20 protein-coding genes and 3 pseudogenes are annotated in these 23,873 nt (G+C 71.0%); 18 read left to right on the top strand and 5 right to left on the bottom strand.

Features of this window, described 5'->3' with window-relative positions:
• Positions 1-173 precede the first annotated feature (173 nt).
• Positions 174-2,858 (bottom strand): pyruvate, phosphate dikinase, encoded by a 2,685-nt coding sequence (gene ppdK / locus IE330_RS17050; RefSeq protein ID WP_190136879.1) that lies wholly within the window; start codon positions 2,856-2,858, stop codon positions 174-176.
• Between the two features lie 585 nt (positions 2,859-3,443).
• Between ppdK and IE330_RS17045 the strand changes: the two genes are divergently transcribed.
• Both IE330_RS17045 and gap read left to right on the top strand, forming a co-directional pair.
• On the top strand, positions 3,444-4,136 hold the full coding sequence (locus IE330_RS17045) for a response regulator (RefSeq protein WP_190136878.1): 693 nt from the start codon (positions 3,444-3,446) through the stop codon (positions 4,134-4,136).
• A 148-nt stretch (positions 4,137-4,284) separates the two neighbouring features.
• Positions 4,285-5,307: a type I glyceraldehyde-3-phosphate dehydrogenase gene (gene gap, locus IE330_RS17040; protein ID WP_190136877.1), complete on the top strand. Its 1,023-nt coding sequence runs from the start codon at positions 4,285-4,287 to the stop codon at positions 5,305-5,307.
• Between the two features lie 133 nt (positions 5,308-5,440).
• On the opposite strand, the gene IE330_RS17035 is transcribed toward gap, so the two are convergent.
• The 3 genes from IE330_RS17035 to IE330_RS17025 form a co-directional block, all read right to left on the bottom strand.
• Positions 5,441-5,794 (bottom strand): DoxX family protein, encoded by a 354-nt coding sequence (locus IE330_RS17035; RefSeq protein WP_190136876.1) that lies wholly within the window; start codon positions 5,792-5,794, stop codon positions 5,441-5,443.
• Between the two features lie 388 nt (positions 5,795-6,182).
• Positions 6,183-6,668, bottom strand: a complete 486-nt coding sequence (locus tag IE330_RS17030) for a carboxymuconolactone decarboxylase family protein (RefSeq protein WP_190136875.1) — start codon at positions 6,666-6,668, stop codon at positions 6,183-6,185.
• Positions 6,669-6,803: 135 nt separating this feature from the next.
• Entirely contained in the window at positions 6,804-7,613 is an 810-nt protein-coding gene (locus tag IE330_RS17025) for a universal stress protein (RefSeq protein ID WP_190136874.1), read from the bottom strand.
• 125 nt (positions 7,614-7,738) lie between these two features.
• Here IE330_RS17025 and IE330_RS17020 point away from each other — a divergent pair, with 125 nt between their 5' ends.
• From IE330_RS17020 to IE330_RS16980, 10 genes and pseudogenes are all read left to right on the top strand, one after another.
• Entirely contained in the window at positions 7,739-7,894 is a 156-nt protein-coding gene (locus tag IE330_RS17020; protein WP_190136873.1) for a hypothetical protein, read from the top strand.
• Positions 7,866-8,306: pseudogene (locus IE330_RS17015) on the top strand (acylphosphatase); the annotation flags it as partial. The gene IE330_RS17020 and the pseudogene IE330_RS17015, both read left to right, overlap by 29 nt.
• A gap of 106 nt (positions 8,307-8,412) precedes the next feature.
• Positions 8,413-8,523 (top strand): hypothetical protein, encoded by a 111-nt coding sequence (locus IE330_RS39890; RefSeq protein ID WP_308439019.1) that lies wholly within the window; start codon positions 8,413-8,415, stop codon positions 8,521-8,523.
• A gap of 126 nt (positions 8,524-8,649) precedes the next feature.
• Positions 8,650-11,430: a bifunctional acetate--CoA ligase family protein/GNAT family N-acetyltransferase gene (locus IE330_RS17010; protein ID WP_190136872.1), complete on the top strand. Its 2,781-nt coding sequence runs from the start codon at positions 8,650-8,652 to the stop codon at positions 11,428-11,430.
• 32 nt (positions 11,431-11,462) lie between these two features.
• Positions 11,463-12,197, top strand: a complete 735-nt coding sequence (locus IE330_RS17005; protein ID WP_190136871.1) for a CBS domain-containing protein — start codon at positions 11,463-11,465, stop codon at positions 12,195-12,197.
• A gap of 13 nt (positions 12,198-12,210) precedes the next feature.
• The gene (locus IE330_RS17000; RefSeq protein ID WP_190136870.1) at positions 12,211-12,723 is read left to right on the top strand and encodes a flavodoxin domain-containing protein; all 513 of its coding nucleotides are present in this window, start codon (positions 12,211-12,213) and stop codon (positions 12,721-12,723) included.
• A 429-nt stretch (positions 12,724-13,152) separates the two neighbouring features.
• Positions 13,153-13,697, top strand: a pseudogene (locus IE330_RS16995) (Ni/Fe hydrogenase subunit alpha); the annotation flags it as partial.
• A gap of 110 nt (positions 13,698-13,807) precedes the next feature.
• The gene (locus tag IE330_RS16990; protein ID WP_190136869.1) at positions 13,808-15,688 is read left to right on the top strand and encodes a hypothetical protein; all 1,881 of its coding nucleotides are present in this window, start codon (positions 13,808-13,810) and stop codon (positions 15,686-15,688) included.
• The gene (locus IE330_RS16985; protein WP_190136868.1) at positions 15,685-16,629 is read left to right on the top strand and encodes a TroA family protein; all 945 of its coding nucleotides are present in this window, start codon (positions 15,685-15,687) and stop codon (positions 16,627-16,629) included. The genes IE330_RS16990 and IE330_RS16985 overlap by 4 nt, the downstream gene beginning before the upstream one ends.
• Before the next feature lie 114 nt (positions 16,630-16,743).
• Positions 16,744-16,941 carry a hypothetical protein gene (locus IE330_RS16980; protein WP_190136867.1) on the top strand — a complete coding sequence of 66 codons (198 nt, stop codon included), beginning with the start codon at positions 16,744-16,746 and terminating at the stop codon, positions 16,939-16,941.
• Positions 16,942-17,060: 119 nt separating this feature from the next.
• On the opposite strand, the gene IE330_RS16975 is transcribed toward IE330_RS16980, so the two are convergent.
• Positions 17,061-17,435 (bottom strand): hypothetical protein, encoded by a 375-nt coding sequence (locus IE330_RS16975; RefSeq protein WP_190136866.1) that lies wholly within the window; start codon positions 17,433-17,435, stop codon positions 17,061-17,063.
• Positions 17,436-17,879: 444 nt separating this feature from the next.
• Between IE330_RS16975 and IE330_RS16970 the strand changes: the two genes are divergently transcribed.
• The 6 genes and pseudogenes from IE330_RS16970 to IE330_RS16945 all read left to right on the top strand — a co-directional run.
• A complete protein-coding gene (locus IE330_RS16970) occupies positions 17,880-18,017 on the top strand; it encodes a hypothetical protein (RefSeq protein WP_190136865.1) in 138 nt (45 codons plus the stop codon).
• Between the two features lie 375 nt (positions 18,018-18,392).
• Positions 18,393-19,499 (top strand): hemopexin repeat-containing protein, encoded by a 1,107-nt coding sequence (locus IE330_RS16965; RefSeq protein ID WP_190136864.1) that lies wholly within the window; start codon positions 18,393-18,395, stop codon positions 19,497-19,499.
• 455 nt (positions 19,500-19,954) lie between these two features.
• The gene (locus tag IE330_RS16960) at positions 19,955-20,185 is read left to right on the top strand and encodes a hypothetical protein (RefSeq protein ID WP_190136863.1); all 231 of its coding nucleotides are present in this window, start codon (positions 19,955-19,957) and stop codon (positions 20,183-20,185) included.
• Entirely contained in the window at positions 20,182-20,889 is a 708-nt protein-coding gene (locus tag IE330_RS16955) for an RNA polymerase sigma factor (RefSeq protein ID WP_190136862.1), read from the top strand. Before IE330_RS16960 ends, IE330_RS16955 begins: the two co-directional genes overlap by 4 nt.
• Positions 20,886-23,027 (top strand): M48 family metalloprotease, encoded by a 2,142-nt coding sequence (locus tag IE330_RS16950; protein WP_190136861.1) that lies wholly within the window; start codon positions 20,886-20,888, stop codon positions 23,025-23,027. The genes IE330_RS16955 and IE330_RS16950 overlap by 4 nt, the downstream gene beginning before the upstream one ends.
• Before the next feature lie 206 nt (positions 23,028-23,233).
• A pseudogene (locus IE330_RS16945) lies at positions 23,234-23,821 on the top strand (IS5 family transposase); the annotation flags it as partial.
• Between the last annotated feature and the right edge of the window lie 52 nt (positions 23,822-23,873).

The following is a 23,873-nucleotide window of genomic DNA, read 5'->3' as shown; positions in this document are numbered from 1 at the left end:
GTCCCGCGGAGGGCCTTCGGCCCCGGTGCAAGCGCCCGGTGCGGACGTCACCTGAGGACACCGGGTGAGACGGACCGTTCCGGAGAAGCCGACCGGCCTCGGTGAGGACTGCTCGCGCCCACCGAGGCCGTCGCGGAGTGGCCCGGCCCCTCGCAGGGGCGCCGGGCCGTCCCTCATCTGCTGTCGCTGCCCTCCGCCCCGGAGAGAGCGGCGCGACCGGCCTCCAGGCGGGCGACCGGCACGCGGAACGGGGAGCAGGAAACGTAGTCGAGCCCGGCGGCGTGGAAGAAGTGCACCGACTCCGGGTCTCCGCCGTGCTCGCCGCATACGCCGATCTTCAGGTCGGGCCGGGCGGTACGGCCCTCGGCGACGGCGATCTCGACCAGCCGGCCCACGCCGTCGCGGTCGATCGTCTCGAGCGGGGACACCTTGAAGATGCCCTTGTCGAGGTAGGCGGAGAAGAACTCCGCCTCGACGTCGTCGCGGGAGAACCCCCACGTGGTCTGGGTCAGGTCGTTGGTGCCGAAGGAGAAGAACCGCGCCTCCTCGGCGATGCGGCCCGCGGTGAGGGCGGCCCTGGGCAGCTCGATCATCGTGCCGACCGGGCACGTGACGGGGACGCCGGACTCCTGGGAGACCTCGCCCAGGACCCGCTCCACCTCCTCGCGCACGAGGCGCAGTTCCTCGACCGTGTCGATCAGCGGCACCATGATCTCCGCCCGCGGGTCGCCGCCCGCCCGCCTGCGCGCGACGACCGCCTCGGCGATCGCCCGAACCTGCATCGCGACCAGGCCCGGCGCCACCAGGCCCAGGCGGACGCCGCGCAGGCCCAGCATCGGGTTCTCCTCGTGCATCCGGTTCACGGCGTCCAGCAGCTCGGCGTCGTGCGCGGCGGGCGGGGTGCCCTGTGCCTGGGCGGCGGCGAGGCGGACGGCGAGTTCGGTGCGGTCGGGCAGGAACTCGTGCAGCGGCGGATCGAGCAGGCGGATGGTGACCGGCAGACCGTCCATCGCCTCCAGGATGCCGACGAAGTCCTGCCGCTGCAGTGGCAGCAGCGCGTCGAGGGCACGTCGGCGTTCGGCGTCGGTGCGGGCCAGGATCATCGCCTCGACCAGTTGCCGGCGGTCGCCGAGGAACATGTGCTCGGTGCGGCACAGGCCGATGCCCTCGGCACCGAACCGGCGGGCCCGGGCGGCGTCCTCGGGGGTGTCGGCGTTCGCCCGCACCCCCAGCCGCCGTACCGCGTCGGCCCGCCGCATGGCCCGGGCCACGGCTTCGACAAGACCGCCTGATACGGTGCCGGTCTCGAAGTACCGCATTACCGCGGAGTCCACGAGCGGGGCCGCGCCCGGATGGACGGCGCCTTCGGAGCCGTCCACGGAGATGACCGTGCCCTCCTCGACGGTGGTGTCACCCACGGTGAAGCGGCGCCCCTGCGGGTCGACGGTGATCTCCTCGGCGCCGCACACGCACACCTTGCCCATGCCGCGGGCGACGACGGCCGCGTGGCTGGTCTTCCCGCCGCGGCTGGTGAGTACGGCCTGGGCGGCGACCATGCCGGGCAGGTCGTCGGGCGTGGTCTCCTGCCGTACGAGGACGACCTTCTGACCGGCGGCGGCGCGCCGGACCGCCTCGGCGGAGTCGAACACCGCGGCGCCCACGGCGGCCCCCGGCGAAGCAGGGAGCCCGTGCGCCAGCGCCTCGCCCACGGCCGAGGTGTCGAACCGGGGGAACATCAGCCGGGCGAGCCCCTCCCCGCTGACGCGCGCCAGGACCTCGTCCGGGGTGATGAGCCCCTCGTCGGCCAGCTCGGCGGCGATGGCGAACGCGGCCGCGGCGGTGCGCTTGCCCACCCGGGTCTGCAGCATCCACAGCCGGCCGCGCTCGATGGTGAACTCGATGTCGCACAGGTCCCGGTAGTGGGTCTCCAGGGTCCGCATGTGCTCCTGCAACTGCGTGTACGAGGCCGGGTCCAGGTGTTCAAGATCGGTGAGCGGGACGGTGTTGCGGATCCCGGCGACGACGTCCTCGCCCTGCGCGTGGGACAGGTAGTCGCCGTACAGGCCGGTGCGTCCGGTGGCCGGGTCGCGGGTGAAGGCGACGCCGCTGCCGGAGTCGGGGCCGAGGTTGCCGAAGACCATGGTCTGTACGTTCACCGCGGTGCCGAGGTCGTCGGGGATGTGCTCGCGGCGACGGTAGAGGTGGGCGCGTGCGCCGTTCCAGGACGCGAAGACGGCGAGCACCGCCCGACGCAACTGCTCGGCCGGGGACCGGGGGAAGCTCTCGCCCGTCTCCCGGCGGATCAGCTCCTTGTACGTCTCCACGAGCTGGGCCAGGTCGGGCGCGTCCAGACCGAGGTCGTCGCGCGCCCCGCGGGCGTCCTTGAGGCGCGCCATGGCGTCCTCGAACAGCGCGCTGTCGACGCCCATGACGGTGCTGCCGAACATCTGGACGAGGCGGCGGTAGGAGTCCCAGGCGAAGCGTTCGCTGCCGGAGACCTTGGCCAGGCCCAGGACGGAGTCGTCGTTGAGGCCGATGTCCAGGATCGTCTCCATCATGCCGGGCATGGAGAAGCGGGCGCCGGAGCGGACGGACAGCAGCAGCGGATCGTCCGCCTGCCCCAGCCGGCGCCCGGCCGCCTCCTCCAGGGCGGTCAGGTGGGTGGCGATCTCGCGGGCCAGACCGTCCGGCTCGTCCCCGGTGGTGAGGAAGGTCCGGCAGGCCTCGGTGGTGACGGTGAAACCGGCCGGGACCGGCAGGTCCATCCGGGTCATCTCGGCCAGGTTGGCTCCCTTGCCACCCAGCAGGCCGGCCATGTCACGGCCGCCCTCGGTGAACGCGTACACGTAACGGACCATGACGGTGGTCTTCCTTCCGAAGTCGGGGGAGAGGCGGGGGCCTCGGTCTCTCGCTCGCCTGTGCCCCCTCGGCGCGGTCGGCTGCGCGAGCTGGAGCACCTCCCGCAGCCCTGGCTGCTGCCGCCGGCCGAGCCGGTCGCTCCTCGGGTCACCAGTGGCTCGCCGGAGGACCGGACGGCTGCTGCCCGCAGGCCGTGCTCCGCGGTCGTGCCGATGCCGCGCGATTCCACAGTCGATCCTGTTCCGTGGCGGTGGCAGGTGCTGGACGTCCCGCGGGCCGGGCCGACCGGCCCCGAGTCGCGGGAGACGGCCTGCGCACCCGGAGGGACGCCTCCCTCGGCAGCCGACCGCTGTGGTCGGACGGGGCCGGGAGGCTCGGCTCACGTGCCCCTGTTCGGCAGCACCCGACCGGGGGCAGGCGCTCCGACGAGGCCCCGTGCGTGGAGGGCACCGGGACCAGTAGGGCCGACCGGCCCTGGTCCTCCGGCCCGGGATCGCACAAGATCTGAAGGAGACGGGGACCGGAGCCCGCAGTGGCCGGAGCCCGGGCGGAGACCAGACAGCGCGGACAACGAGGAGTATCCGATGGCGGACGGCGAGCAGCCCGGCCCCGACAACCCGATCCGGGTCTTCCTGCTGGACGACCACGAGGTGGTACGGCGCGGGGTGCACGACCTCCTGAACGACGAACCGGACATCACCGTCGTCGGGGAAGCCGCCAACGCTGAGCAGGCACTGGTGCGCGTGCCCGCGCTGCGCCCACAGGTGGCGGTGCTCGACGTCCGGCTGCCGGACGGCGACGGCGTCACCGTGTGCCGGGAGCTGCGCTCCCGCGTGCCCGACCTGGCCTGCCTGATGCTGACTTCGTTCGACGACGAGGAGGCCCTGCTCGACTCGATCATGGCGGGCGCCTCGGGGTACGTGCTGAAGCAGATCCAGGGCTCGGACCTGGTCTCGGCCGTGCGTACGGTCGCCGCGGGCCAGTCCCTGCTCGATCCCAGCGCCACGGCCAAGCTGATGGCCCGGTTGCGCCAGGGCCAGGAACCGGAGCGGGAAGCCGACGCCCTGCCGGGCCTGACCGAGCGGGAGCGGGAGATCCTGGCGCTGATCGGGGAAGGGCTGACCAACCGCCAGATCGGCCAGCGGCTCTACCTCGCCGAGAAGACGGTCAAGAACCACATCTCCCGACTGCTCGCCAAGCTCGGCGTGGAGCGCCGTGTCCAGGCCGCCGTCATCGCCACGCAGGCCCAGGACCGGCTCAGGCAAGAAGGCCGCTGACGCCACCGGGCGAGCCACGGGGGCCGAACGTCCCCCGGCTCGCCCCCGTAGGGCCCGAGCCCGCCCCCGGCACCGTCCAGAACGCTGGCAGCGACACAAGAGACAGCGACGCAGCGACGCAGCGACACCGACCGGGAGGACGACGGACATGAGCGTGCGTGTGGGGATCAACGGCTTCGGCCGCATCGGACGCAACTACCTGCGCCTGGTACTGGAGCGCGCGGAGACCGGGACCGGTACGCCGGTGGAGGTCGTGGCGGTCAACGACATCACCTCGCCGGCCGCACTGGCCCACCTGCTGGCCTACGACTCGACGTACGGCCGCCTCGGCCGCCCCGTCGAGCACGACGACGACTCGATCACCGTGGACGGGCACCGCGTCGCCGTGACCGCCGAACGCGACCCGGCCGCCCTGGCCTGGGGCGACCTCGGCGTGGACGTGGTGATCGAGTCCACCGGCCGCTTCCGCACCCGTGAGCAGGCCGGACAGCACCTGAAGGCGGGCGCCCGCAAGGTGCTGCTGTCCGTGCCGGGCAAGGACGTCGACGCCACGATCGTGATGGGCGTCAACGAGAGCACCTACGACCCGGAGAACCACCAGGTCGTCTCCAACGCCTCCTGCACCACCAACTGCGTCGCACCCATGGTGAAGGTCCTCGACGAGCACTTCGGCCTCGTCAAGGGACTCATGACGACGATCCACGGCTACACCAACGACCAAGTGGTCCTCGACGGCCCCCACAAGGACCCGCGCCGCGGCCGCAGCGCCGCCGTCAACATCATCCCCACCAGCACCGGCGCCGCCCGCGCGGTCGGCCTCGTCCTGCCGGAACTGTCCGGCACCCTGGACGGCATCGCCGTACGCGTCCCCGTCGAGGACGGCTCGCTCACCGACCTCGGCGTGATCCTCGACCGTCCCGTGACGGCGGACGAGGTCAACGCCGCCTTCCGGGAGGCCGCCGCCGGACCGCTGAAGGGCGTCCTGCGGGTCTCCGACGCCCCGATCGTCTCCCGGGACGTCGTCGGCGACCCCGCCTCCTGCGTCCTGGACGCCCCGCTGACCCAGGCGCACGGCGAACTGGTCAAGGTCTTCGGCTGGTACGACAACGAGTGGGGGTACACCAACCGGCTGCTCGACCTGACGGAGTACGTCGCCGCCTGGCTTCCGTAGGGCTCGACGGGAAGTCGCCACACATGAGCGCGTGCGTACGTCCACGCGCGGCGAGGCCGTATCCGGGACCGGGTACGGCCGACCGTACGTCGTCAGGTGGGCACGCGAGCGAGCCCGCCGGGCGCGGCGTGAGTCATAGTGCGCCCATGAAGAAGCTGGTGCCGGCGACTGCGAGGAGCAAGTAGGCGCCGGGGAAGGCGATGTTGTGGAAGACACGTGCGCGGACGTGGAACAGGACCGCGCCGATGAAGAATGCGGTCAAGCCGACTCCGGCCGCCAGGCCCAGCCAGTGGACCCCGAGAAGGCCGAGGAGAAGGCCGGCAGCCCCCGCGAGTTTGAGGGTTGCCAGGTACGGCAACGCGGCTGGCTTGAGCCGGACCTCTGCGGAGTTCGCCAGCACGAACGGCGCTCGCGCGTAGTCCGCGATCGCCATGAACCCGTTCGCGACGACGCACCCGACAGTGGCGATGATCAGCACGGAGTTCACGAGCTGCACCACCCCACGACGACGAACGGCCCTGGCGGCACCGGCGCCCCCGCGGCTGGGCTGATCCGGTCGCGCCTCTGAGCGGCTTCCGGCAGTCCCACCAGTGGATTCGCTTCGGCCGCCTCCCTCTCGACGGGGGCCAGGGGATGCAGTCCGTTCCCGGCTCACTGGAGTACGCCGTGGAGACCGGGCCCTGGGGTGATGCCGTCTGGAGGGCGGCGAACACCTCCGCCGGTTGCGACCGGACCTCGGCAGATGTGCCGCTGTCGGTGCGGAACCGCACCATCTCTAGGCTCATGACGTCGTCATCTCCTCGGGATGCGAACAGAAACGGGTTGCACCGATCGAGACCGGCCCCGATCCTTCGACCGGGGCCGGTCTCGGTGCGTCAACCAGCGACAGTGGCCAGGTTGCCGGGCACGTAGGACCCACCCTGATTGTTGAGGATCACGCCGAGCCGGTTGGTCGCGTTGATCATGGCGACGAGGGAGACGAGAGCGATGGCCTGCTCCTCGTCGTAGTGCTCGCGCACCTGGGCCCAGGTCTCGTCGGTGACCCCCGTGTGTCCGTCGATGATGCGGGTGCCTTCCTCGGTGAGGGCCAGCGCGGCCTGCTCGGCGTCGGTGAACACGGTGGAGTGCCGCCAGGTGGCGACGAGGCTGAGCCGGGCTGTGTCCTCGCCGGCTGCGGCGGCGTCCTTGCTGTGGATGTCGACGCAGAAGCCGCAGCCGTTGATCTGGCTGGCTCGCAACTGCACCAACTCCTGGGTGGATTTCGGCAGCGGCGACTCGTGGATGACCTGGCTGACGGCGTAGATGCGCTTGCCGATCTTCGTGCCGATCGCGGTGTCGAACAGGTTCATACGGGTTTCCATCGGAGCTTCCTCACTCGCGGAATCGTGTGGCTGATGCCCATAAGGCGCCGATCGCCGCGCTCCTGTGACACGGGGCGGATGTGATGTGGGCCACGGGCGGCGGGGCTGCCACAGAACTGGGGTTGTCGGCGTGGACTACGACGAGATCGCGTAGGCCGTCGACAAGACCCCGTCCGCCAGATCGCACACCGCGCCCGCACCCATCAGGAGGAACAGATCACGCACGCGGCACTGGCGGCGACAACCTGCGAGCTGGGGCTGGGGCTGGGGCTGTGGGGGAAGCTGTTGGGCTGCGCCCTGGTGGTCCATGAGCGGCGTGCAGCGGGGGCCTGAAGTGGTGTTGGGCAGCCGCCAGGCGTGGACGACGTGCAGCGGTGCCGCGCGATGGCGGGCCGCTTCGAAGGCGAAGGCGAGCAGGGGGTCGCAGGCGTGACGCAGGTCGACAGCGGCCACCACCGGCCGGTACGGGGCCCGGGCCGAGGTCTCGCCGTCGCCGTTGCGCACATGCTCGTCCACGGCGCCGAACCCGGCCCGCACGAGCACGACGGGGGTGCGCGTGTGGGCGACCACCGCCATGGCCACCGACCCTGCCAGGAGTCCGCCGAGTCCTCCGAAACCCTGGTTGCCGAGCACCAGCAGCTCCGCGGGCTCGGCCTCGGCGAGCAGCGCGGGGACGGTCGGCCTCCGGATCTGCTCCGTGGTCAACGGCACCTGCGGGTACTCCTCGTGGAGCCGGTCCGCGGTGCCACGCAGGATCCGCCGCGCCCAGGAGCGCGGAGCCGCCAACTCCGGCAGCGTGACGGGTTCGTCATCCCTGGGCAGCCCCTCCCCGGCGTGCACCAAGCGCAGCGGAAGTCCCCGGCGCAGCGCTTCCCTGGCCGCCCAATGCGCGGCGGCGACACTCTCACGTGAGCCGTCGAGGCCCACCACGATCGGCCGGAGCATCGTCCTCACCTCCCTGTGCCACCAGCGTCCCGCGGTGTCGCCGTGGGGGGTACGGGTGCACCGGCCCTTCGACAAGGGCCGGTCGGCCCCTGTGCACACCGGGCCCGCGGGCCGACGGTGGGGCCATGAGGGAACGGACACGGATCGCGGTCGAGGGCACCGACACCTCCTTGGGCACGGGCCTGTCGCCCGCGGTCGCGGACGTCGTCGGGCCGCTGGCCGCCTCGGTCGAGCAGGAGATCGTGCGGCACCGTGACGCCGCCGCCCGGGGCGAACCGTGACGCACGTGACGCGTGGCTTCGTGGTCCACGGGATCGCCAGGGCGTCGGCTTCTGGCTGTTCGTGCACCGGCTGGCCGGTGAGCTCGGGCTGACCGGCTGGGTCGCGAACGTCGACGGTCACGTCGAGGGGCAGGCGACAGGGTCGGCGGACGCCCTCGCGAAGTTCGGGCCGCGGCTGTACGAGCGGGCGCCGGTGCTGGCGCGCGTACGGGAGGTCGCGTGGACACCGGCGGACGAGCCGCCGGGAACCGGGGACCGCCGCGGGCGAGGCCGCGTCCCCGACCCGGACCTTCCAGGTCCGCCACAGCGACCCGGCGGACCCGCTGCCGCCGCGCCGCGCGAAATCCCCCCGGACGCGGCGATCTGCGCCGCCTGCCTGCGGGAGTTGTTCGCGCCGGAGGACCGCCGCTACCGGTATCCGTTCGCCAACTGCACGGACCGCCGGCCACGCGCCACCATCAACGAGGACCTGCCCTACGACCGGCTCCGTACCACGATGCACGACGCGCCGGTTCCCGATGTGCGCGGACTGCGCCGCCGAGTACGCCGCCCCCCGCGACCGGCGCTTCCACGCCGAACCCGTGGCCTGCCCCGCGTGCGGGAGCGAACTCGGCGCACCACTGCCATGAGGGCCGTTCGGCCCAGGGGGCGCTGCCGCCCGGCCCCGACTCGTGCCCACCCGGCCTCTGCGCGGAGCGAACGCCGGGCCGGACGCTGAAGGCGTCCACCCACCGAACCGCATCGCGAGGTACGTGATGACCGGCAGCGCCGCTCCCAGCCCTTCCGCACCCCGCACGACGGCCGACGGCCCCACGCACGCCCTGCTGGCCGACGGCACCACCGTACGCATCCGGCACGCGAAGCCGGACGACCACGACGCGGTGCTGCGCCTGTACGAGGCGATGTCGCCGGAGCACCTGCGCTACCGGTTCTTCGTGGCGAGCCCCCGCTCGGCGGCCCGGGCCGCGGCCCGTGTGCGCAGGTGTGCCGCGCCGGGTGGGACGACGTCCTGCGCGGGCGCCGGTTCCGGCTACCGCGGGCTCCTCGCCGAGCACGAGGGGCACCTCATCGGGATCACCGAGTACGAGATCACCGGGACGGACACTGCGGCGCCGGGCCAGGTCACCGCCGACATCGCTGTGGCCGTCGCGGACGGCTGGCACCACCGGGGTGTCGGCACCCTCCTGCTGGAACACCTGGTCTCGGTGGCCCGCGCGGACGGGATCAGCGCGTTCACCGCCGACGCGCTCGCCGAGAACCACGAGATGCTCAAGGTCTTCGCGGACCTCGGACTGCGCACGGTGCGCCACTTCGACGGCACCGAAGTGCACTGCGTCGTCCGCCTCGACCAGACCGACGCCTACTTGACGTCCCTCGAGACCCGCGGCCGCATCGCCGGGGTGGCGAGCCTGCGTCCCCTGCTGCGTCCGCGCTCCGTCGCCGTGATCGGTGTCGGCCGCAGGCCCGGTTCGGTGGGCCGGGCCGTACTCCGCAACGTGGGGACCGGCGGGTTCAGCGGCCGGTCGTTCGCCGTCAACCCGCACGCCGCGACGGTCGTCGGCGTGCACTCCGTCCCCGACGTCGCCTCCCTGCCGGAGGTCCCCGACCTCGCGGTCCTGGCCGTGCCCGCGGCGCAGGTCCCCACGGTGGCCGAGGAGTGCGGCAAGCACGGCGTCAGGGCTCTGCTCGTCGTCTCGGCCGGACTCGACGCGACGCAGGCGCGGGCCCTGCTGGACACCTGCCGCGCTCACGACATGCGCCTGGTGGGCCCCAACTGCATGGGCCTGGCCAACACCGAGCGGGACATCTGCCTGGACGCCACGTTCGCCGCCGCACATCCGAGGCCCGGCACGGCCGGGGTGGCGGTGCAGTCCGGCGGCGTGGGCATCGCGCTGCTCAGCGGGCTGGCCCGGCTCGACATCGGAGTCTCGAGCTTCGTCTCGTTGGGCGACAAGTACGACGTGAGCGGCAACGACCTGCTCCAGTGGTGGGAGAGTGACGGCGTCACCGACCTGGCGCTGCTGCACCTGGAGTCGTTCGGCAACCCCCGTGCCTTCTCCCGTACCGCGCGGCGCGTCAGCCGGCGGATGCCCGTGCTGACCCTCGACGCGGGCCGCACCGAGGCGGGCCGTGCCGCGGCCGCCTCGCACACGGCGGCCGCCGCGACCCGGACCATGACCCGCCGGGCGCTGTTCACCCAGGCCGGCATCACGGCGACCGACTCCGTCACCGAACTCCTCCAAGCGGCAGCCCTGTTGCACGCCCAGCCGCTTCCCACGGGCGCTCGGGTGGCCGTGGTCACCAACGCGGGCGGCGCCGGCGTGCTGGCCGCCGACGCCTGCGCGGAGGCCGGGCTGAGCCTGCCGCTGCTGGGCGACCAGCTCATCGAGGGCGTGCTCGACGTGCTCCCCGAGGGCGCGAGCGCCGCCAACCCGGTGGACGCCACCGCCGCCGTCAGCGAGGAGCAACTGCGCGCCTGCGTCGACCGCGTCGCGGCGAGCGGGGGAGTGGACGCGGTCCTGGTCGTGCTCGTGCCCACCGCGGTCGCCGCGGCGACCGGCGACGTCCTCGTCCGGTCCCTCACCCACGCCCCGGACCGGCATCACGACACACCGGTCGCCGCGGTGCTCATCGACCAGGACCAGCCGGTACGCCTGCTGCCCGCCGACACGGGCCACCTGCCCGCCTACGCCGAACCGCAGGCCGCCGCCCGCGCCCTGGCCCACGCCGTCGAGCGCGCCCGGTGGCTGGCCCGCCCGCCCGGCACCACCCCGGCGCTCACCGACGTGGACACGCCGCGTGCCCGTGCGGCGGTGGAGGCCTACCTCGACCAGCACCCCGAAGGCGGCTGGCTCGGCCCCCACGAGCGCGCCGAACTCCTCGACTGCTACGGCATCCCCCAACTGCCCTGGGCCTGGGCGGAGACCGAGGACGAGGCGGTGCTGGCCGCCGACCGCCTCAAGGGACCCGACGGCCTGGTCGTCCTCAAGGCCCACTGGCCCGGCCTGCTCCACAAGACCCACCACCACGCCCTCCACCTCGACCTGCGCGGCGACGCCCAGGTACGGGCCGCCCACCGGGACCTGGAGACCCGCTTCGGCGACCTGATGACCGGCGTGGTCGTCCAGCCGCTCGCCGCGCGCGGTACCGAACTGTTCGCCGGTGTGGTCCAGGACGAGGTCTTCGGCCCCCTGGTGCTCTTCGGTCTGGGCGGCACCGCCACCGAGGTCCTCGCCGACCACGCCGCCCGCCTCGCCCCGCTCACCGACCACGACGTCCACGACCTGATCACCGCACCGCGCTGCGCGCCGCTGCTCTTCGGCCACGGCGGCAACGGGTCCGTCGACCTGGAAGGCCTGGAACAGCTCCTGCTGCGCCTCTCCCGCCTCGCGGTCGACCTGCCGCAGCTCGCCGAGGCCGACCTGAACCCGGTCCTGGCCCGCCCCGGCCAGATCACCGCCCTGGACGCCCACATCCGGCTCCTGCCGCGCGTGTCCCAGGACCCGTACCTGCGGCAACTACGACGACTCCGCTGAAGCCGAGCCGTGTGACAAGGAGGCGAACGAAGATGAAGCACCGCAAGGTCGGCGCGGTCATGACGCGCGACGTCGTGACAGCCACCTACGACACCCCCTTCAAGGACGTGGCGCAGCTTCTGCACCGCAACGACATCAGCGGTATGCCGGTGGTGGACGACGAACGGCACGTCATCGGCGTGCTCTCCGAGACCGACCTCGTGATGCGGCAGGCCGAGGCGGACGACCCCTACGCGCCCGCGCCCACCGGGCGCCGCCGGCGCAGGCTGCTGCCGGGCGCGCGCGAGCGCACGGCCAAGGCCCGCGCCCGTACGGCCGGACAACTGATGTCGCACCCGCCCGTCACCGTGTACGCCGAGGACACCGTCGCCGGGGCCGCGCGCACCATGGCCAGGCACCGTGTCGAGCGCCTGCCCGTCCTCGACGACGAGGAGAGGCTGGTCGGCATCGTCACCCGCCGCGACCTGCTCCAGATCTTCCTGCGGCCCGACGCCGACATCCGCCGGGACGTCGTCCAAGGGGTTCTGGTGGACACGCTGTGGCCGGCTCCGCAGACCCTGGCGGTGGACGTGCTGGACGGGATGGTGACCCTGCGCGGGCAGGTGGAGCGCAGCAGTGAGGTGCCCGTGGCCGTGCGGATGACCCGGCAGATCGACGGTGTCGTCGACGTGGTCGACAAACTCACCTACCGCTTCGACGACTCCCACCTGCGGCCCACCGACCAAGCACGCAAAGGCGTCGCCGACGACTGGCTGCGCAAGCTGTGAAGGAGGTGCGGCGATGGCACGCACGGTCCTCGTCGCCTACGGATCGACCTACGGCTCGACCGCCGAACTGGCCCGCACCGTCGGGGACGTGCTCCGCGAGGCGGGCCTCGACACCGAGGTGCGCCCGGCCGCCGACGTACCGGACCTGGCGCCGTACGAGGCCGTGGTCCTCGGCGGCGCCCTGTACGCCGGCCGCTGGCAGCGCGACGCCCGCCGCTTCTCCCGCCGCCACCGGTGGGAGCTGGCCCGGCGCCCGCTGTGGCTGTTGAGCAGCGGCCCGCTGGACGCCTCGGCCACACGGCGCGACCTGTCGGCCCCGGCGGCGGTACGGCGCCTGGCCCACCGACTGGGCGCCCGTGCGCACGTGGCCTTCGGCGGGCGGCTCGACGAGCGGGCCAAGGGGCGAGCGGCGCGCATGATCGTGCGCTCCGGGGAGGGCGGCGACTTCCGCGACTTCGCGGCGGTGACGGCGTGGGCGGAGTCCGTCGCGCGCGAGCTGACGCCCCAGGACGTCCACGGCGGCTGACACGCAGGCAGAGGGCGAGGCAGCACGGCGGGGCCCCACGCGTGGGCGCAGACGCCGTACGCCGGTCCGTAGCCCACGCGCAACGCTCCCGGCATGCGGACGGATACCCACCGGCCCCGGGCACAGGGCCGAACCACTCCTTCCACCGGTGCTTCGCCCCCCGACGCCGGTCGTGGAAGAGGCACCTCGCGGATCACAGCGGAGCACCGCGAGCCACGAGGAGGATCCCAATGACCGCCACCCGAGCAACCGCAGTGATCGACCGGGAAGGCCTTGCCGCCCCGGCCACTGCTCTGGCGGCGGAGGGACGCACCGTGGTCGGCCCCACAGTCCGTGACGGGGCGATCGCCCTCGACGTACTCGACTCCGCCGAGCAGCTTCCGTCCGACTGGGGCGTCGATCGCAGCCAACGGCTACCGGTTGGTCCGCGTGCGCGAGGAGCAGGTGCCGCACTCCACTGCCCTGCACTCCCGCCTCGACGGCCGCCGCCACCTCACCGGCTCACTCGCCCGCTTCGCGATCAGCGGCCGCTGGCTGTCCCGTCCGGCGGTGGAGGCGACCCGTACGACGGCGCGGTGTGCCGCAACCCCTACCGCTCGATCCTCGTAGGGGCCGTAGAGGTCGTGTACGCGGTCACCGAGGCCCTACGGATTATCGAGACGTACGAGCCGCCCTCGCCCCCCTGCGTGGAGGTCCCGCCCGCGGCGGACACCGGCCACGGCGCCACGGAGGCACCGCGCGAACTGCTCAACCACCGCTACGCGCTGACCGCGGACGGCACCGCCACCGACGCCCTGCTCGTGCCGCCGACCGTGAAGAACCAGGGGGCGATCGAGGAGGACCTACGCCGTACGGTCACCCTCGCGATCACCACAGGGGACCCGACCGACGCGGAACGGACCTACCTGTGCGAGCGGACGATCCGCTACCACGACCCGTGCCGGCGAGATACAGCGATCAAGATCGCCCCTTAATCGGACAAATTATCTATCAGGGTTTTATTGCGATTCGTGTGAGCCGGGGTGTCTCATGGGGGCGGGCGCCTCGTCGTCCGGGGAGCCGACTTCGACTCGGGAGGCTGTCGATGGGTGAACCGATCAGCAAGTTCGATCCGGCCGGCAAGGCATCGATCCTCAGTTACAACGTTCCGGAGCCCACCTCGTACACCGGCCGGAACATCATCGCGTTCGACTTGGCAGGCCCGCTCACCGACTGGTTCGTGGGCGCCGCGTTCAAGGCCCCGGAGCGCAACTCCTCGTTTGCGGCTGTCACTCCGGAGCAGGTAGCGGAGGCGTTACGCACCGGTGACCTGAAGATGTTCCCCGGCATCAAGAACCCGGCCGCCACCAGTGCCGGATTGTTCGCTACGCACACCGCTGTCTTCCAGAGTTCGGGTGCTCTGGACACGGCGACGACGAGCGTGCTGGCCCAAGGGCTCCGCAAGGGGACGGTGGCCCCCAGCCTGCTGCCGTTGGTCGGCCTGAGCCGTTCGTCCTCCGAGATTCATGAGGGGGCCGCGGCAGGGCGGGCGGCGGAACAGGACGGGGAGGGCCTGGCCGAGACGGAGGTTACGCACCTGCCGAAGGCGGCGGCGGGTTCGGTGCTGACCGAGGCGGCACTGGGCGACCACCGGGTCCGACCGCGGGTCACGGACATCGACGTGCCGCTCATCACGAGCATGCTTCAGGCGGGCAAGCGGTTGAGTGTGCACCGGACCCTGTGGGGCGACTACACCCACACGTTCCTGCCGGAACCCTTTCCGCAGTCGGCGGCCGACGCATTGCCCGAAGGGCAACCGCAGATCGCACTGGTGGAGACCTACCGGCTCTCCACGTTCCTCGGCCAATACGGCGCGGGCCGCACGCTGAAGACGTTCAGCCTGCTCCCGGGCGAGAAGACCAGTATCAGCATCAAGACGTGGCGGAAGACGGAGACCGACAGCAAGTCGGCCTCCAGCATCCTCGACTCCTTCTCCAAGGAGAGCGCCGACGACTTCGAGACCACGGTGACGCGCGAGCAGTCGGACAAGCAGGCCGAGCAGAAAAGCCTGGAGTGGCATGTGGAGGCCGAAGCGTCCGGCTCCTGGGGTTTCGCCAGCGCCAAGGTCAGCGGCGGCGTCAAGGGATCCACCGCCTCCCAGCGTGAGCAGTTCGCCAGGAACACCAGCAGCGCAGTCAACAAGCACGCCGCCAAGGCATCCGCCAAGCGCGATGTGCAAGTCAACACCTCCAATGAGGTCAAGACCGAGAGCGGCGAGGAAACCGCGATCACCCGTCAGCTGGAGAACATCAACGTCGGCCGGACCCTGAACTTCGTGTTCCGACAGATCAACCAGGAGCACATCACGATCCTGCACCTGGTCGACGTCCGCGTCGGGTTCTGGAACGGCTACGGTGAAAGTGTGGTCGAAGTACCGCTGTCCGGACTGGACGGCCTGCTGGCGACGTACGTCCAGCCCGCCAAACGGGCCGAGGTGCGCAAAATGGTGATCGAGCAGCTCTCCACGCTCTTCGACTACAAGGACAACCTGGTCCAGCCCCCCATGGTGGAGGAGCGCCAGCTCGGCCCCAACGACACCTATCTGCGCTGGCGCAAGACCACCTCCACCTACAGCGACGAGACCAACAACGCAATCACCGTCCCCGGCGTCATCATCAACGTCGACAAGGTCGTCATGCGTACCGACGGCGTCATCGTCGACGCCCTCCTCGGCCAAGGCAACGCCCTCGACGACTACTCGGCCGCCCTGCAGGCCAACGCCGTCCGCCGCCGTACGCTGGCCAACGACCGCGAGGCCCTGGGCCAGGACCTCGTCAAGGCCTCCGACAGCATCAAGGCCCGCATCTACCGCGACCTCTTCCCGCTCTCGGTCGGGCTGCCCGGCAAGATCTCCGTCTCCGCTTCCGACGCCGGCACCACCGTGTCCACCACCCAAACCGCCGCCGACGAGGGTGATGCCCAGTGACCGACCCCGTCCCGGGCGGGAACGCTGCACTGACGGACGGCACGGCGGCGAAGACCCCGCAGATCCTTGCTCCAGCGGCTCTCGCCCAGGCCGCCACCGCGGCGCCCAACGCGTCGGCCCCGGTCATCGCCATCGACCGGCCCAAGCCGGGCGAGACCTTCTTCATCAGCCCGGATCCGGCTATGCCCGCTATCCCCTGCGAAGCGCGGATCGTGGGAGTGCAGCCTGACCCCACACCGGTCACCCGGTTCCAGTGGACCCTGACCATCGATGACACGACCGCGAGGCTGGTGCGCTGCCACGCTGTCGAGCAGGGCATCGACCTGGTCGGCGGGCACTGGGACCCGCCGCTGACGGACTTCCTGGGCGGCGAGGTGACCATCAAGGTCACCGCGACAGGCTTCAGCGGCGTCCCGGCCACCGCCTTCACCATCCACAACGAGGTGAAGGTGAGGATACGCGGAAAGAACCCGGATAAAGCAGATATCCGAGCCCTGTGCCTGGCAGAACAGGAACCCGACGCTTTCCTGATCGCCGCCCACGAGACAGCCAACACCTTTCAGCAGTTCACCCAGGACGGTATCCCGTTGCTGAACAGGGACAGTGGCGCGACCGGCCTTATGCAGATATTAGATCCACGGCCCACCTGCGCCCAGCGATGGAACTGGCAAGAGAACATCAAAGCAGGAGCGAAACTCCTCAAGGCGCATCGAAACATCGCAAGAAGCATCCTCGGCCGATACCGGACCAACGGAAAGTTCCCCAACACCGAAGGTCTCGACGACGTCCAGGTCCTGCGTCTCGAGACACTCATGCTGTATGCGGGCGGCCGCTACTGGGACTGGGACAAAAAGAACTTCCAGCTCTTCCCCAACCCAAGAGGAAACAACAAGAACTTCATCAACGAACTCAAGAACAGCTTCGGCCTCAAGATTCCCTGACCTTGCCTTCCCCAAGAGGGTTCGGCGACTGGACCGCACGACCACGTCCGGCCCCGGGCACCCGCCCTCCGACGGACAGACGGCATAGGTCAGGAGGCAACGATGATGTGCGCCGTGGAAGCCATTGACGGCCTGTTCGGGATCCTGGACCAAGGAAACCTCCCCGCCGACACCGCGGGCTGGTCCAACGGCCTGGCGGTCGTGATGACCGCCGGCGCGCTCATCGCCACGGGTGTCGCCTTCGGCCCTGTCCGCGTGCAGACCCTCACCAGCCTGGAATTCCCGCCCACTGCCGACGACCAGGACGAGTAGGACGAGATCATCGACGTCACCGTCCAGGCTCCCACCGGCCAACTGCGAGCACACTTCCTTGAGGTCACGGCCCAGGGGGCACTGCTCCGGCCCGTCGTGGGATGGGCGGCCCCTACCAGTTAATGGTGTGGCGCTTGATCATGGCCTGTTGGCCGGCCTGCTGGTTGTCGCCGGGGCCGGTGCCAGGGGCCTGGTGGTGGGTGCGGGGGCCAGGGCAGGAGGGAGGTGAGGGATTCGACCTTTGCGTAGTCGACCAGGGCCGAGTTCGGCGTGTTCTGCTTGGTCATGTTCTGGCCGCTTACCTGGATGTGCGAGCAGCCGTCCATGTCCGCGCCGGGGGAGAGGAGCACGATGTTGCACAGCATCGTGGACTTCTCCGTGGAGGTGTTGGTGTCGGCCGAAGCCGCCGGTGCTCCGGCCAGCGCGGCCAGCCCGGACATGCCGGTCAGTGCGGCCAGCGGGCCCAGCCGGGACAGCCGACGGTTGGTGGTCACGGACATGCGACAACGGCCCCCGCCCTCGCCGGATTACGTCGGAGCAGGTGTCGTACCTGACCACGCGGCACCGGCGTCGCACTTTGGCGGTGGGGCTGGAAGGTGCAGGCAATCGGTCTGGCCGTCGGCGGCCGGGTTGGCGCCCGGCCCGCCGGCTACCTGCCGGTGCGAGCGGGTCGAGGCGTGCGCGTGCGGGAAGTCCGCCCGCTCCCGGACCCGCCGTCTGGCCAGGTACCGTCACGCTCGCCCGCACCACCAAGGATGGCCATGCCGAGCAGGTCGACGTCTAAGACCACCTCTCGCCCGGATCCTTCATCCTCGGCCCGCCCCAGCTCCAGGTGATCCTCGACCATCTCACCGCGAGCGGCCGGTACGACAGAATTGACGGCACCGACCGCGTCCTCACCGTCCGCGGCGAGCAGCCCGTGAAGGTGGTGGCCGATCGTGCCGACGTGTCCGACAGCCACCCAGTTGCCGCAGGCGCCCCTGCGCGGCACAGGGTCGGCGAAGGAGACGACCCAGCGCACGGCGAGCACCAAGAGCTCGTCGAAGCAGCGGGCCAGGAACCAGCTCTCCTGGTGACGGGCAGTATCAATCGGAGACGACCTGTCGGGTGTCCGTTACGGCAGAGGCGTGCCTGCGCGGTTGCGAAAGATGCAGTATCGGCTGGTATCGGACAAACCCGCTGCGCAGGCTGTCGGTACACCAGGTTTCCGCTTCATACGGAAACCTTCGCGTGACCTGGAATGTCGCGTGGCGGGCATCGGCAGTTCCACCCCGAAGCGGTGGCCACATCCCGCCGCGGAAGGCCCGCAGCCGACGGTCCGGGCACGATCGGCACCCGGCACCCCTGGACTCGGTCTGTCGTCGCTCCTAGGTTCCGCCGTGATGGGCGACAGCGCGGTACGGCAGCCAGGCCGTGCCGGAGGCCCGCCCCGAGCTCCGAAGGAGGGATCCATGACGATCCAGGCAGCCTTCAACCGCTCACAGCTCAAATGGGACACGTACATGTTCCTGGGCGACCAGTACCTGTCCTACGGTCTCGCCTCCAACACCGTCTTCGTCGGCCCGCGCTCCATCGCCGCCGGGTGGCCGGGCCTCGCCGACACGCAGTTCGCCGAGGGCATCGACGCGATGGTCCCCTTCTCCTACCCGCCGGTCATCTCGACCGTGCCGGTGATCCCGACCGAGAAGGACTACGTCTACATCTTCCGCGGCGACCAGTACGTCCGGTACGACTTCGCCAACGAGAAGATCATCTACGGTCCGCTCGACATCGCCCACTACTGGCCGGGCATGAAGGACGTCGGGTTCGACCGGGACATCGACGCCGCGTTCCTCGACCACCGGGGTGACTTCGCGCAGGTCTTCGTGGACACGTACATCTTCTTCAAGGGCGACAAGTACATCACCTACGATCCCCGCGCCGACAAGGTGAGCGGCGGCCCTTACCCGATCGCCGACCGGTGGCCGGGGCTGAAGGAAGCCGGCTTCGACCGGGGCATCGACGCGGTGGTCTACAACGTCGTCGAGCCCTCGGCCCTGGGCGGCAACAGCAGGCGGGAGTGCTACTTCGTCAAGGCCGACAAGGTTCTGCACTTCGACATCGAGAACTGGAAGCCGCTGACCGGCGCCCGCAACATCTCCGACGTCTGGCCCGGCCTCAAGGGCACCGAGTACGCCGCCGCCATCCCCGCGCCGCCCTACCCACCGGTCAAAGCGCATGCCGAGCTGAGGATCACCTTCAACAACCCGGGCGAGGACAACCCCAACCCCTACGGGTGGATCGAACTGAAGACCAAGAGCGGCCGGCCCTTCCGGGTCTGGACCCAGCAGAACCAGGGCAACTCCACCCCGGCCCGCGCCAGCGCCGCGCCGTCCATGAACCTGCCGTTCACCTCGTCCGACATCGCGAGCGTGGGCGCCTACGTCGACGAGTACGACGCACTCAGCGGCGACGACTTCCTCGCCCGCGGCACCAAGAACTTCGTCGGCAACGGCAGGTACACCCTGTCCTCCGACGACGGCAGCGTGGACATCGACATCACCGTCACCGACCGCTGACCCCGGGCCGGCCACGTGCCACACCATGTGCGGACCTCTTCACTGAAGGCAGTGACGGGCTTGCCGACGCGCCGGACGTCACGCGCGTCGGGCACGGACACGGTGCGAGGACCGGCGCTAGCACTGGGGTGGAGCCGGGACAGCGGAACTGTCAGCCGGAGGGGACGTGCCGGGACCGGTTTGGCGAGGTACTGAGGACGGGAAGCTCGTGATTCAGAGGGTCGGCATGATCGAGAAGTTCGCACGACGCAGACAGCCTCCCTGCTCAGCCGAACCCTCAATGCGCTCCGCGTAGAACGGGCCGGTGAAGCCTCGGGCGCGGGTCCCATGTTCTGGGGCTGTTCGTCATGCGGCCGGTTCGTCCAGGGCGAGGAAGTCCAGTACAGAGTAAACCAGTTGGACCCTGACGGCTGTATCAGAGTGTCGCTGCTGTGCTTCTGTGGAGGGACCCTCAAATGGCCGTCGAACCTGTGGTGGTGGTCGTGGTACTGGCTTGCGCAAGGCTGGTGTATGTGCTGGCCGCGCTGTGGACGCGGCCGGCCAGGGAGCGCGCGTGGGCACACGCGCTGGCCATGGTCGTGCGGGCGGCCGGGCCCGGCGGCACGGTCGAGATCACGCGCGCCGACGGCGACGTGCTGACCGCACGTTCGGCGGCAGTGGAGCCAGCCGGAAAGGACCGACGGTGAGCGCGGAGCAGGCTGTTCCGCAACGGGACTTCGAGGCCTTCTTCTCGCACACGTACGAACGCGTTCTGGCACAGGTGATCATGCTCTCCGGTCACCGCGAGGACGCCGAAGACGCCACACAGGAAGCGTTTCTGGAGGCCTACCGGGCCTGGGACCGCATCGCTGGGTACGACCTGCCTGAGGCGTGGGTGTACCGCGTCTCGGTACAGCGACTGTGGAAGACACACCGCAGGCGCAGAACGGGCCAGGACCGGCTGCCGGACATTCCAGTGCCGGTCCAGGCCGGCCCCGAACAGAGCGCGGACGCTCGCGAGGTGTTGCGGCTACTGGCGACCCTGCCGCCACGGCAGCGGGTCACCATGGTGCTGTTCTGCCTGCACGGCTGGTCCCAGAGAGAGATCGCCAAAACGTTGCGGATGACACGCGGCGGCGTCGCCGCGAACGTGTCCAAGGCGCGCCTGACGCTCAAGGAGGCGCTGGACATGGCCGCGGACGACACGAGCCGACACGACCCCTTCATGTCCGGCCCGAAGTCGGCGGGTGCGGGTCGACTGAACGCCGGCCAGGTCGGCCTCAGCCGTGATCCCGTCGTCATGGCCCTGCGCAACGTACAGGCATGGCTGCGGGCGGCCGTCCAGGCGGACCCAGAAGGTCTCGGCCGGGCACGGACGGCTCTCGCCCGCAGACTGGAGGAGGGGCGATGACCGCTGCCCTGGGGTGGGTGCGCGGGCTGTTCGCCGTGGGACTGCTCGCCGGGTTCTACGCCGTGACCGTGACTCTCCTCGCGATCGACACGGCATGGGCGGTCATGTTGCTGTATGGGGTGCTAGCCCGCCCCCTGCAGGTCGGCCACCTGCTTATCACTCTGCTGGGCTGCATCGCTTCGGCCTCCGCCCTGCTGTACGGAATAGCCACGGCGAGCTGCGCGGAGGGGCACCCGCCGAACCCGGTCCTCCTTCGCCGCGCCCACGCTCCCGGCCTGTGGCGCCTGGTCGATGACCTGGCGGGGCAATTGCGGACCCGGCCACCCAGCCGGATCTATCTGACACCGGAGGCCAACGCGTCGGTGGTGGAGAACGCGCGGCTGCTCGGCTTCGCCACCGGGAAGCGGACCCTGCACCTGGGCGCGCCTCTGCTCCTCTGGCTCAAGCCCCTGGAACTGCGGGCCGTGCTCTGCCATGAACTCGGCCACTACGCGGGCCGCCACACCCGGTTCGGCGCGATCTCCTACCGGGGAGCCGCGTCACTGCGCTCCACCCTGTTCCGGCTGCGAATGACCGCGCGGTCGGACGAGGAGCGATCCGGAATCACCATGATGTTCCAGGCGGCGATCGGGGCCTACGCCTGGGCCTACCTGCGCCTGTCACTGGCGGTGCGCCGACGCCAGGAGCTGGAGGCGGACGCGGAGGCAGCCGCCGTGGTCGGCCCGGAGGTGACCGCCCAGGCGCTGCGCGCCGTCCACGCGCTCGACGTCACCTGGACAGAGTTCGAGAGCCGACATCTGCGGCCCGCGCAGCAGCTCGGGTTCGTACCCAAGGACATCTTCGAGGCGTTCGCCGCCATGGTGGGTGACCCGCTCGTGCGCCGGCAAATGGCCGAGCTGCGCGCGCACCCGGTCGAGGCGGGCCGCTCCCCGCTGGACTCCCATCCACCGCTGGCCCGACGGCTGGCCCTGATCGAGGCGCGGCCCGCCAGGCCCTCCACGACCGCCGTCGAGGAGGGGCCGCTCGTCGCCGATCCGTCGCCGCTGGCCCTGGTGCAGCGCAGGCTGCTCGGCGAAGCCGGGCACTCGGCGACCGCGTTGCCCTGGACGGCGTGGGCCGACCTGGCCGCCGAGGCCTCCGCCAGTGAACCCGCGCGCCTCCTGCTGGAGGCGGCGAGCGACACCCTCAAGACCGCGCGCCCCACCCTCGCCACCGTTCTGGACCTGCTGGAACGCGGAGAGCGGACACGGCTGACACACCGTCTCACCGACGCGCCCGAGCCCGAGAAGCGGCTCACCGCGGGCCTCCTCGCGCTGACCGGGCAGACGCTGGTCGCTGCGGGCCGCGCGCGCTGGGTGCTCAGCTGGACCCAGGGCCACCTCCTTGACTGCCCCCAGGACCCGCACCGGCGCCTGGACGGGCTCGTTGCCGCCGCCGCACGCGATTGCGCGGCGGTGCCGGCCTTGCGCGGCGAACTCGCGCGCCTCGGCGCGGAGATCGAGGCGCCGACCGCACTCGCCGCGCCAGCCACACAGTCAACAGCACAGCGGAACACCAGGAGTGCGCCGGACCTGGTCGTTGCAGAACTCGCGCGGCAACGCAAGGTCATCAACGCGGCCGCCTGTGTCGTGATCATCGTGGGGGTGGTGTATGTGGGCTCGCGTTTCGCCCACGGCATTACAGAGCTCCCAGAGCCCCGCCCAGAGCATCCGACGCACACATCGTGGCCCGACGGCGGCGATCCCCTGCCTGAGCCGGGCCTCGACCTGGGTCCTGACCCTGGCCTCGGCCCGGGCCTGCTTGAGCCGACCACCCCCCAGTGGATGCTCCCGCCCCTGCCGCCCGACTCCCGCATCCACAACGTCGTACCCGGTGACACGCTGTCCCGCAGCGGCTGCGCGTACGGCCGCGACGTTGCGGACTTGCAGGAACTCAATGACATGGGACAGGGAACTGGCCTCGCGGCGGGACAGACGCTGCTGCTACCGGCTCCAAGACACCGCCCCGACCCCGGGGCTGCGGACTGCTGGCGACCACAGCCGGTCAGCGCCGTGCCACTCGGGCCGTGGTTGATCGACGGGGCGCCATCTGGCGAACAGATCAACCCGCCGCCGCGAGCGACCCGGGTTGTGCGCTAACTGAGCGTTTCGCCCTGTCTGAATCCGTTACGTGACGGTTCGAGGAGGCTGACAGGGCGGCACTGAAGTGAGAGGCGGGCCGCCCGTTCGCCGTGAGGCGCCGGAGGGCTGTTTGATCCCGATGCCTCCTGTCTGATCCCATTCCGGGCCCGTCCGGTGGGCTCTGACCGCTGGCCGGGGCGGCCACCGCGCAGTACATCTGCAACATGACCGCCCACAGCGGCTACCCCAGCGACCTGTCCGACGAACGCTGGCAGCTGATCGAGCCGGTGCTCACCGCCTGGCGGGCCGAGCGCCGCGGCCGCGGCCTGGACATCGGCCGCCCGCCCGAACACGACCTGCGCGCGCTGATGAACGCGATCCTGTACGTGGACCGCACCGGCGTCCCCTGGCGCTACCTGCCGCACGACTTCCCGCCCTGGCCCACGACCTACCACTACTTCGCCTGCTGGCAGCAGGACGGCGTCTTCACCCAGCTCACCGGGCTGCTGCGGCACCTGGTCCGGGAGGCCGAAGGACGCGACGGCGAACCATCGGCCAGCGTGCTGGACTCCCAGACCATCAAGACCTCCGCCAACGTACCCCTGGCCGACCAGGGCACCGACGCGGGCAAGCGGATCATCGGCCGCAAACGCCACCTCGGCTGCGACACCCTGGGCCTGCTGCTGACCGTGCTGGTCACCGCCGCCAGCGTGTCCGACACCGCGGCCGGCGTGACCCTGCTGTCCCGCATCGCCGCGGCTCATCCGCGCATCCGCAAGGCCTGGGTGGACGCCGGCTACCGCACCACCGCGCGTCACCGGCCAAGCCACCCGAACTGGCGCGGCACCTGACCCGGGATCAAAC

Origin of the sequence: Streptomyces longispororuber (assembly GCF_014656095.1) — a bacterium.
Taxonomy (GTDB): domain Bacteria; phylum Actinomycetota; class Actinomycetes; order Streptomycetales; family Streptomycetaceae; genus Streptomyces; species Streptomyces longispororuber.
This window is presented reverse-complemented; position numbering and strand designations above follow the sequence as displayed.

Bases quoted from the DNA above. Each gene is read 5' to 3' on its own strand.
- IE330_RS16960 (WP_190136863.1), top strand. From the start codon at position 19,955: ATGGCCGTCGAACCTGTGGTGGTGGTCGTGGTACTGGCTTGCGCAAGG.
- ppdK (WP_190136879.1), bottom strand. From the start codon at position 2,858: ATGGTCCGTTACGTGTACGCGTTCACCGAGGGCGGCCGTGACATGGCC.
- IE330_RS17025 (WP_190136874.1), bottom strand. From the start codon at position 7,613: ATGCTCCGGCCGATCGTGGTGGGCCTCGACGGCTCACGTGAGAGTGTC.
- IE330_RS16965 (WP_190136864.1), top strand. From the start codon at position 18,393: ATGACGATCCAGGCAGCCTTCAACCGCTCACAGCTCAAATGGGACACG.
- IE330_RS16950 (WP_190136861.1), top strand. From the start codon at position 20,886: ATGACCGCTGCCCTGGGGTGGGTGCGCGGGCTGTTCGCCGTGGGACTG.
- IE330_RS17030 (WP_190136875.1), bottom strand. From the start codon at position 6,668: ATGGAAACCCGTATGAACCTGTTCGACACCGCGATCGGCACGAAGATC.
- IE330_RS17000 (WP_190136870.1), top strand. From the start codon at position 12,211: ATGGCACGCACGGTCCTCGTCGCCTACGGATCGACCTACGGCTCGACC.
- IE330_RS17045 (WP_190136878.1), top strand. From the start codon at position 3,444: ATGGCGGACGGCGAGCAGCCCGGCCCCGACAACCCGATCCGGGTCTTC.
- gap (WP_190136877.1), top strand. From the start codon at position 4,285: ATGAGCGTGCGTGTGGGGATCAACGGCTTCGGCCGCATCGGACGCAAC.
- IE330_RS17020 (WP_190136873.1), top strand. From the start codon at position 7,739: ATGAGGGAACGGACACGGATCGCGGTCGAGGGCACCGACACCTCCTTG.
- IE330_RS17010 (WP_190136872.1), top strand. From the start codon at position 8,650: ATGACCGGCAGCGCCGCTCCCAGCCCTTCCGCACCCCGCACGACGGCC.
- IE330_RS17005 (WP_190136871.1), top strand. From the start codon at position 11,463: ATGAAGCACCGCAAGGTCGGCGCGGTCATGACGCGCGACGTCGTGACA.
- IE330_RS39890 (WP_308439019.1), top strand. From the start codon at position 8,413: ATGTGCGCGGACTGCGCCGCCGAGTACGCCGCCCCCCGCGACCGGCGC.
- IE330_RS16990 (WP_190136869.1), top strand. From the start codon at position 13,808: ATGGGTGAACCGATCAGCAAGTTCGATCCGGCCGGCAAGGCATCGATC.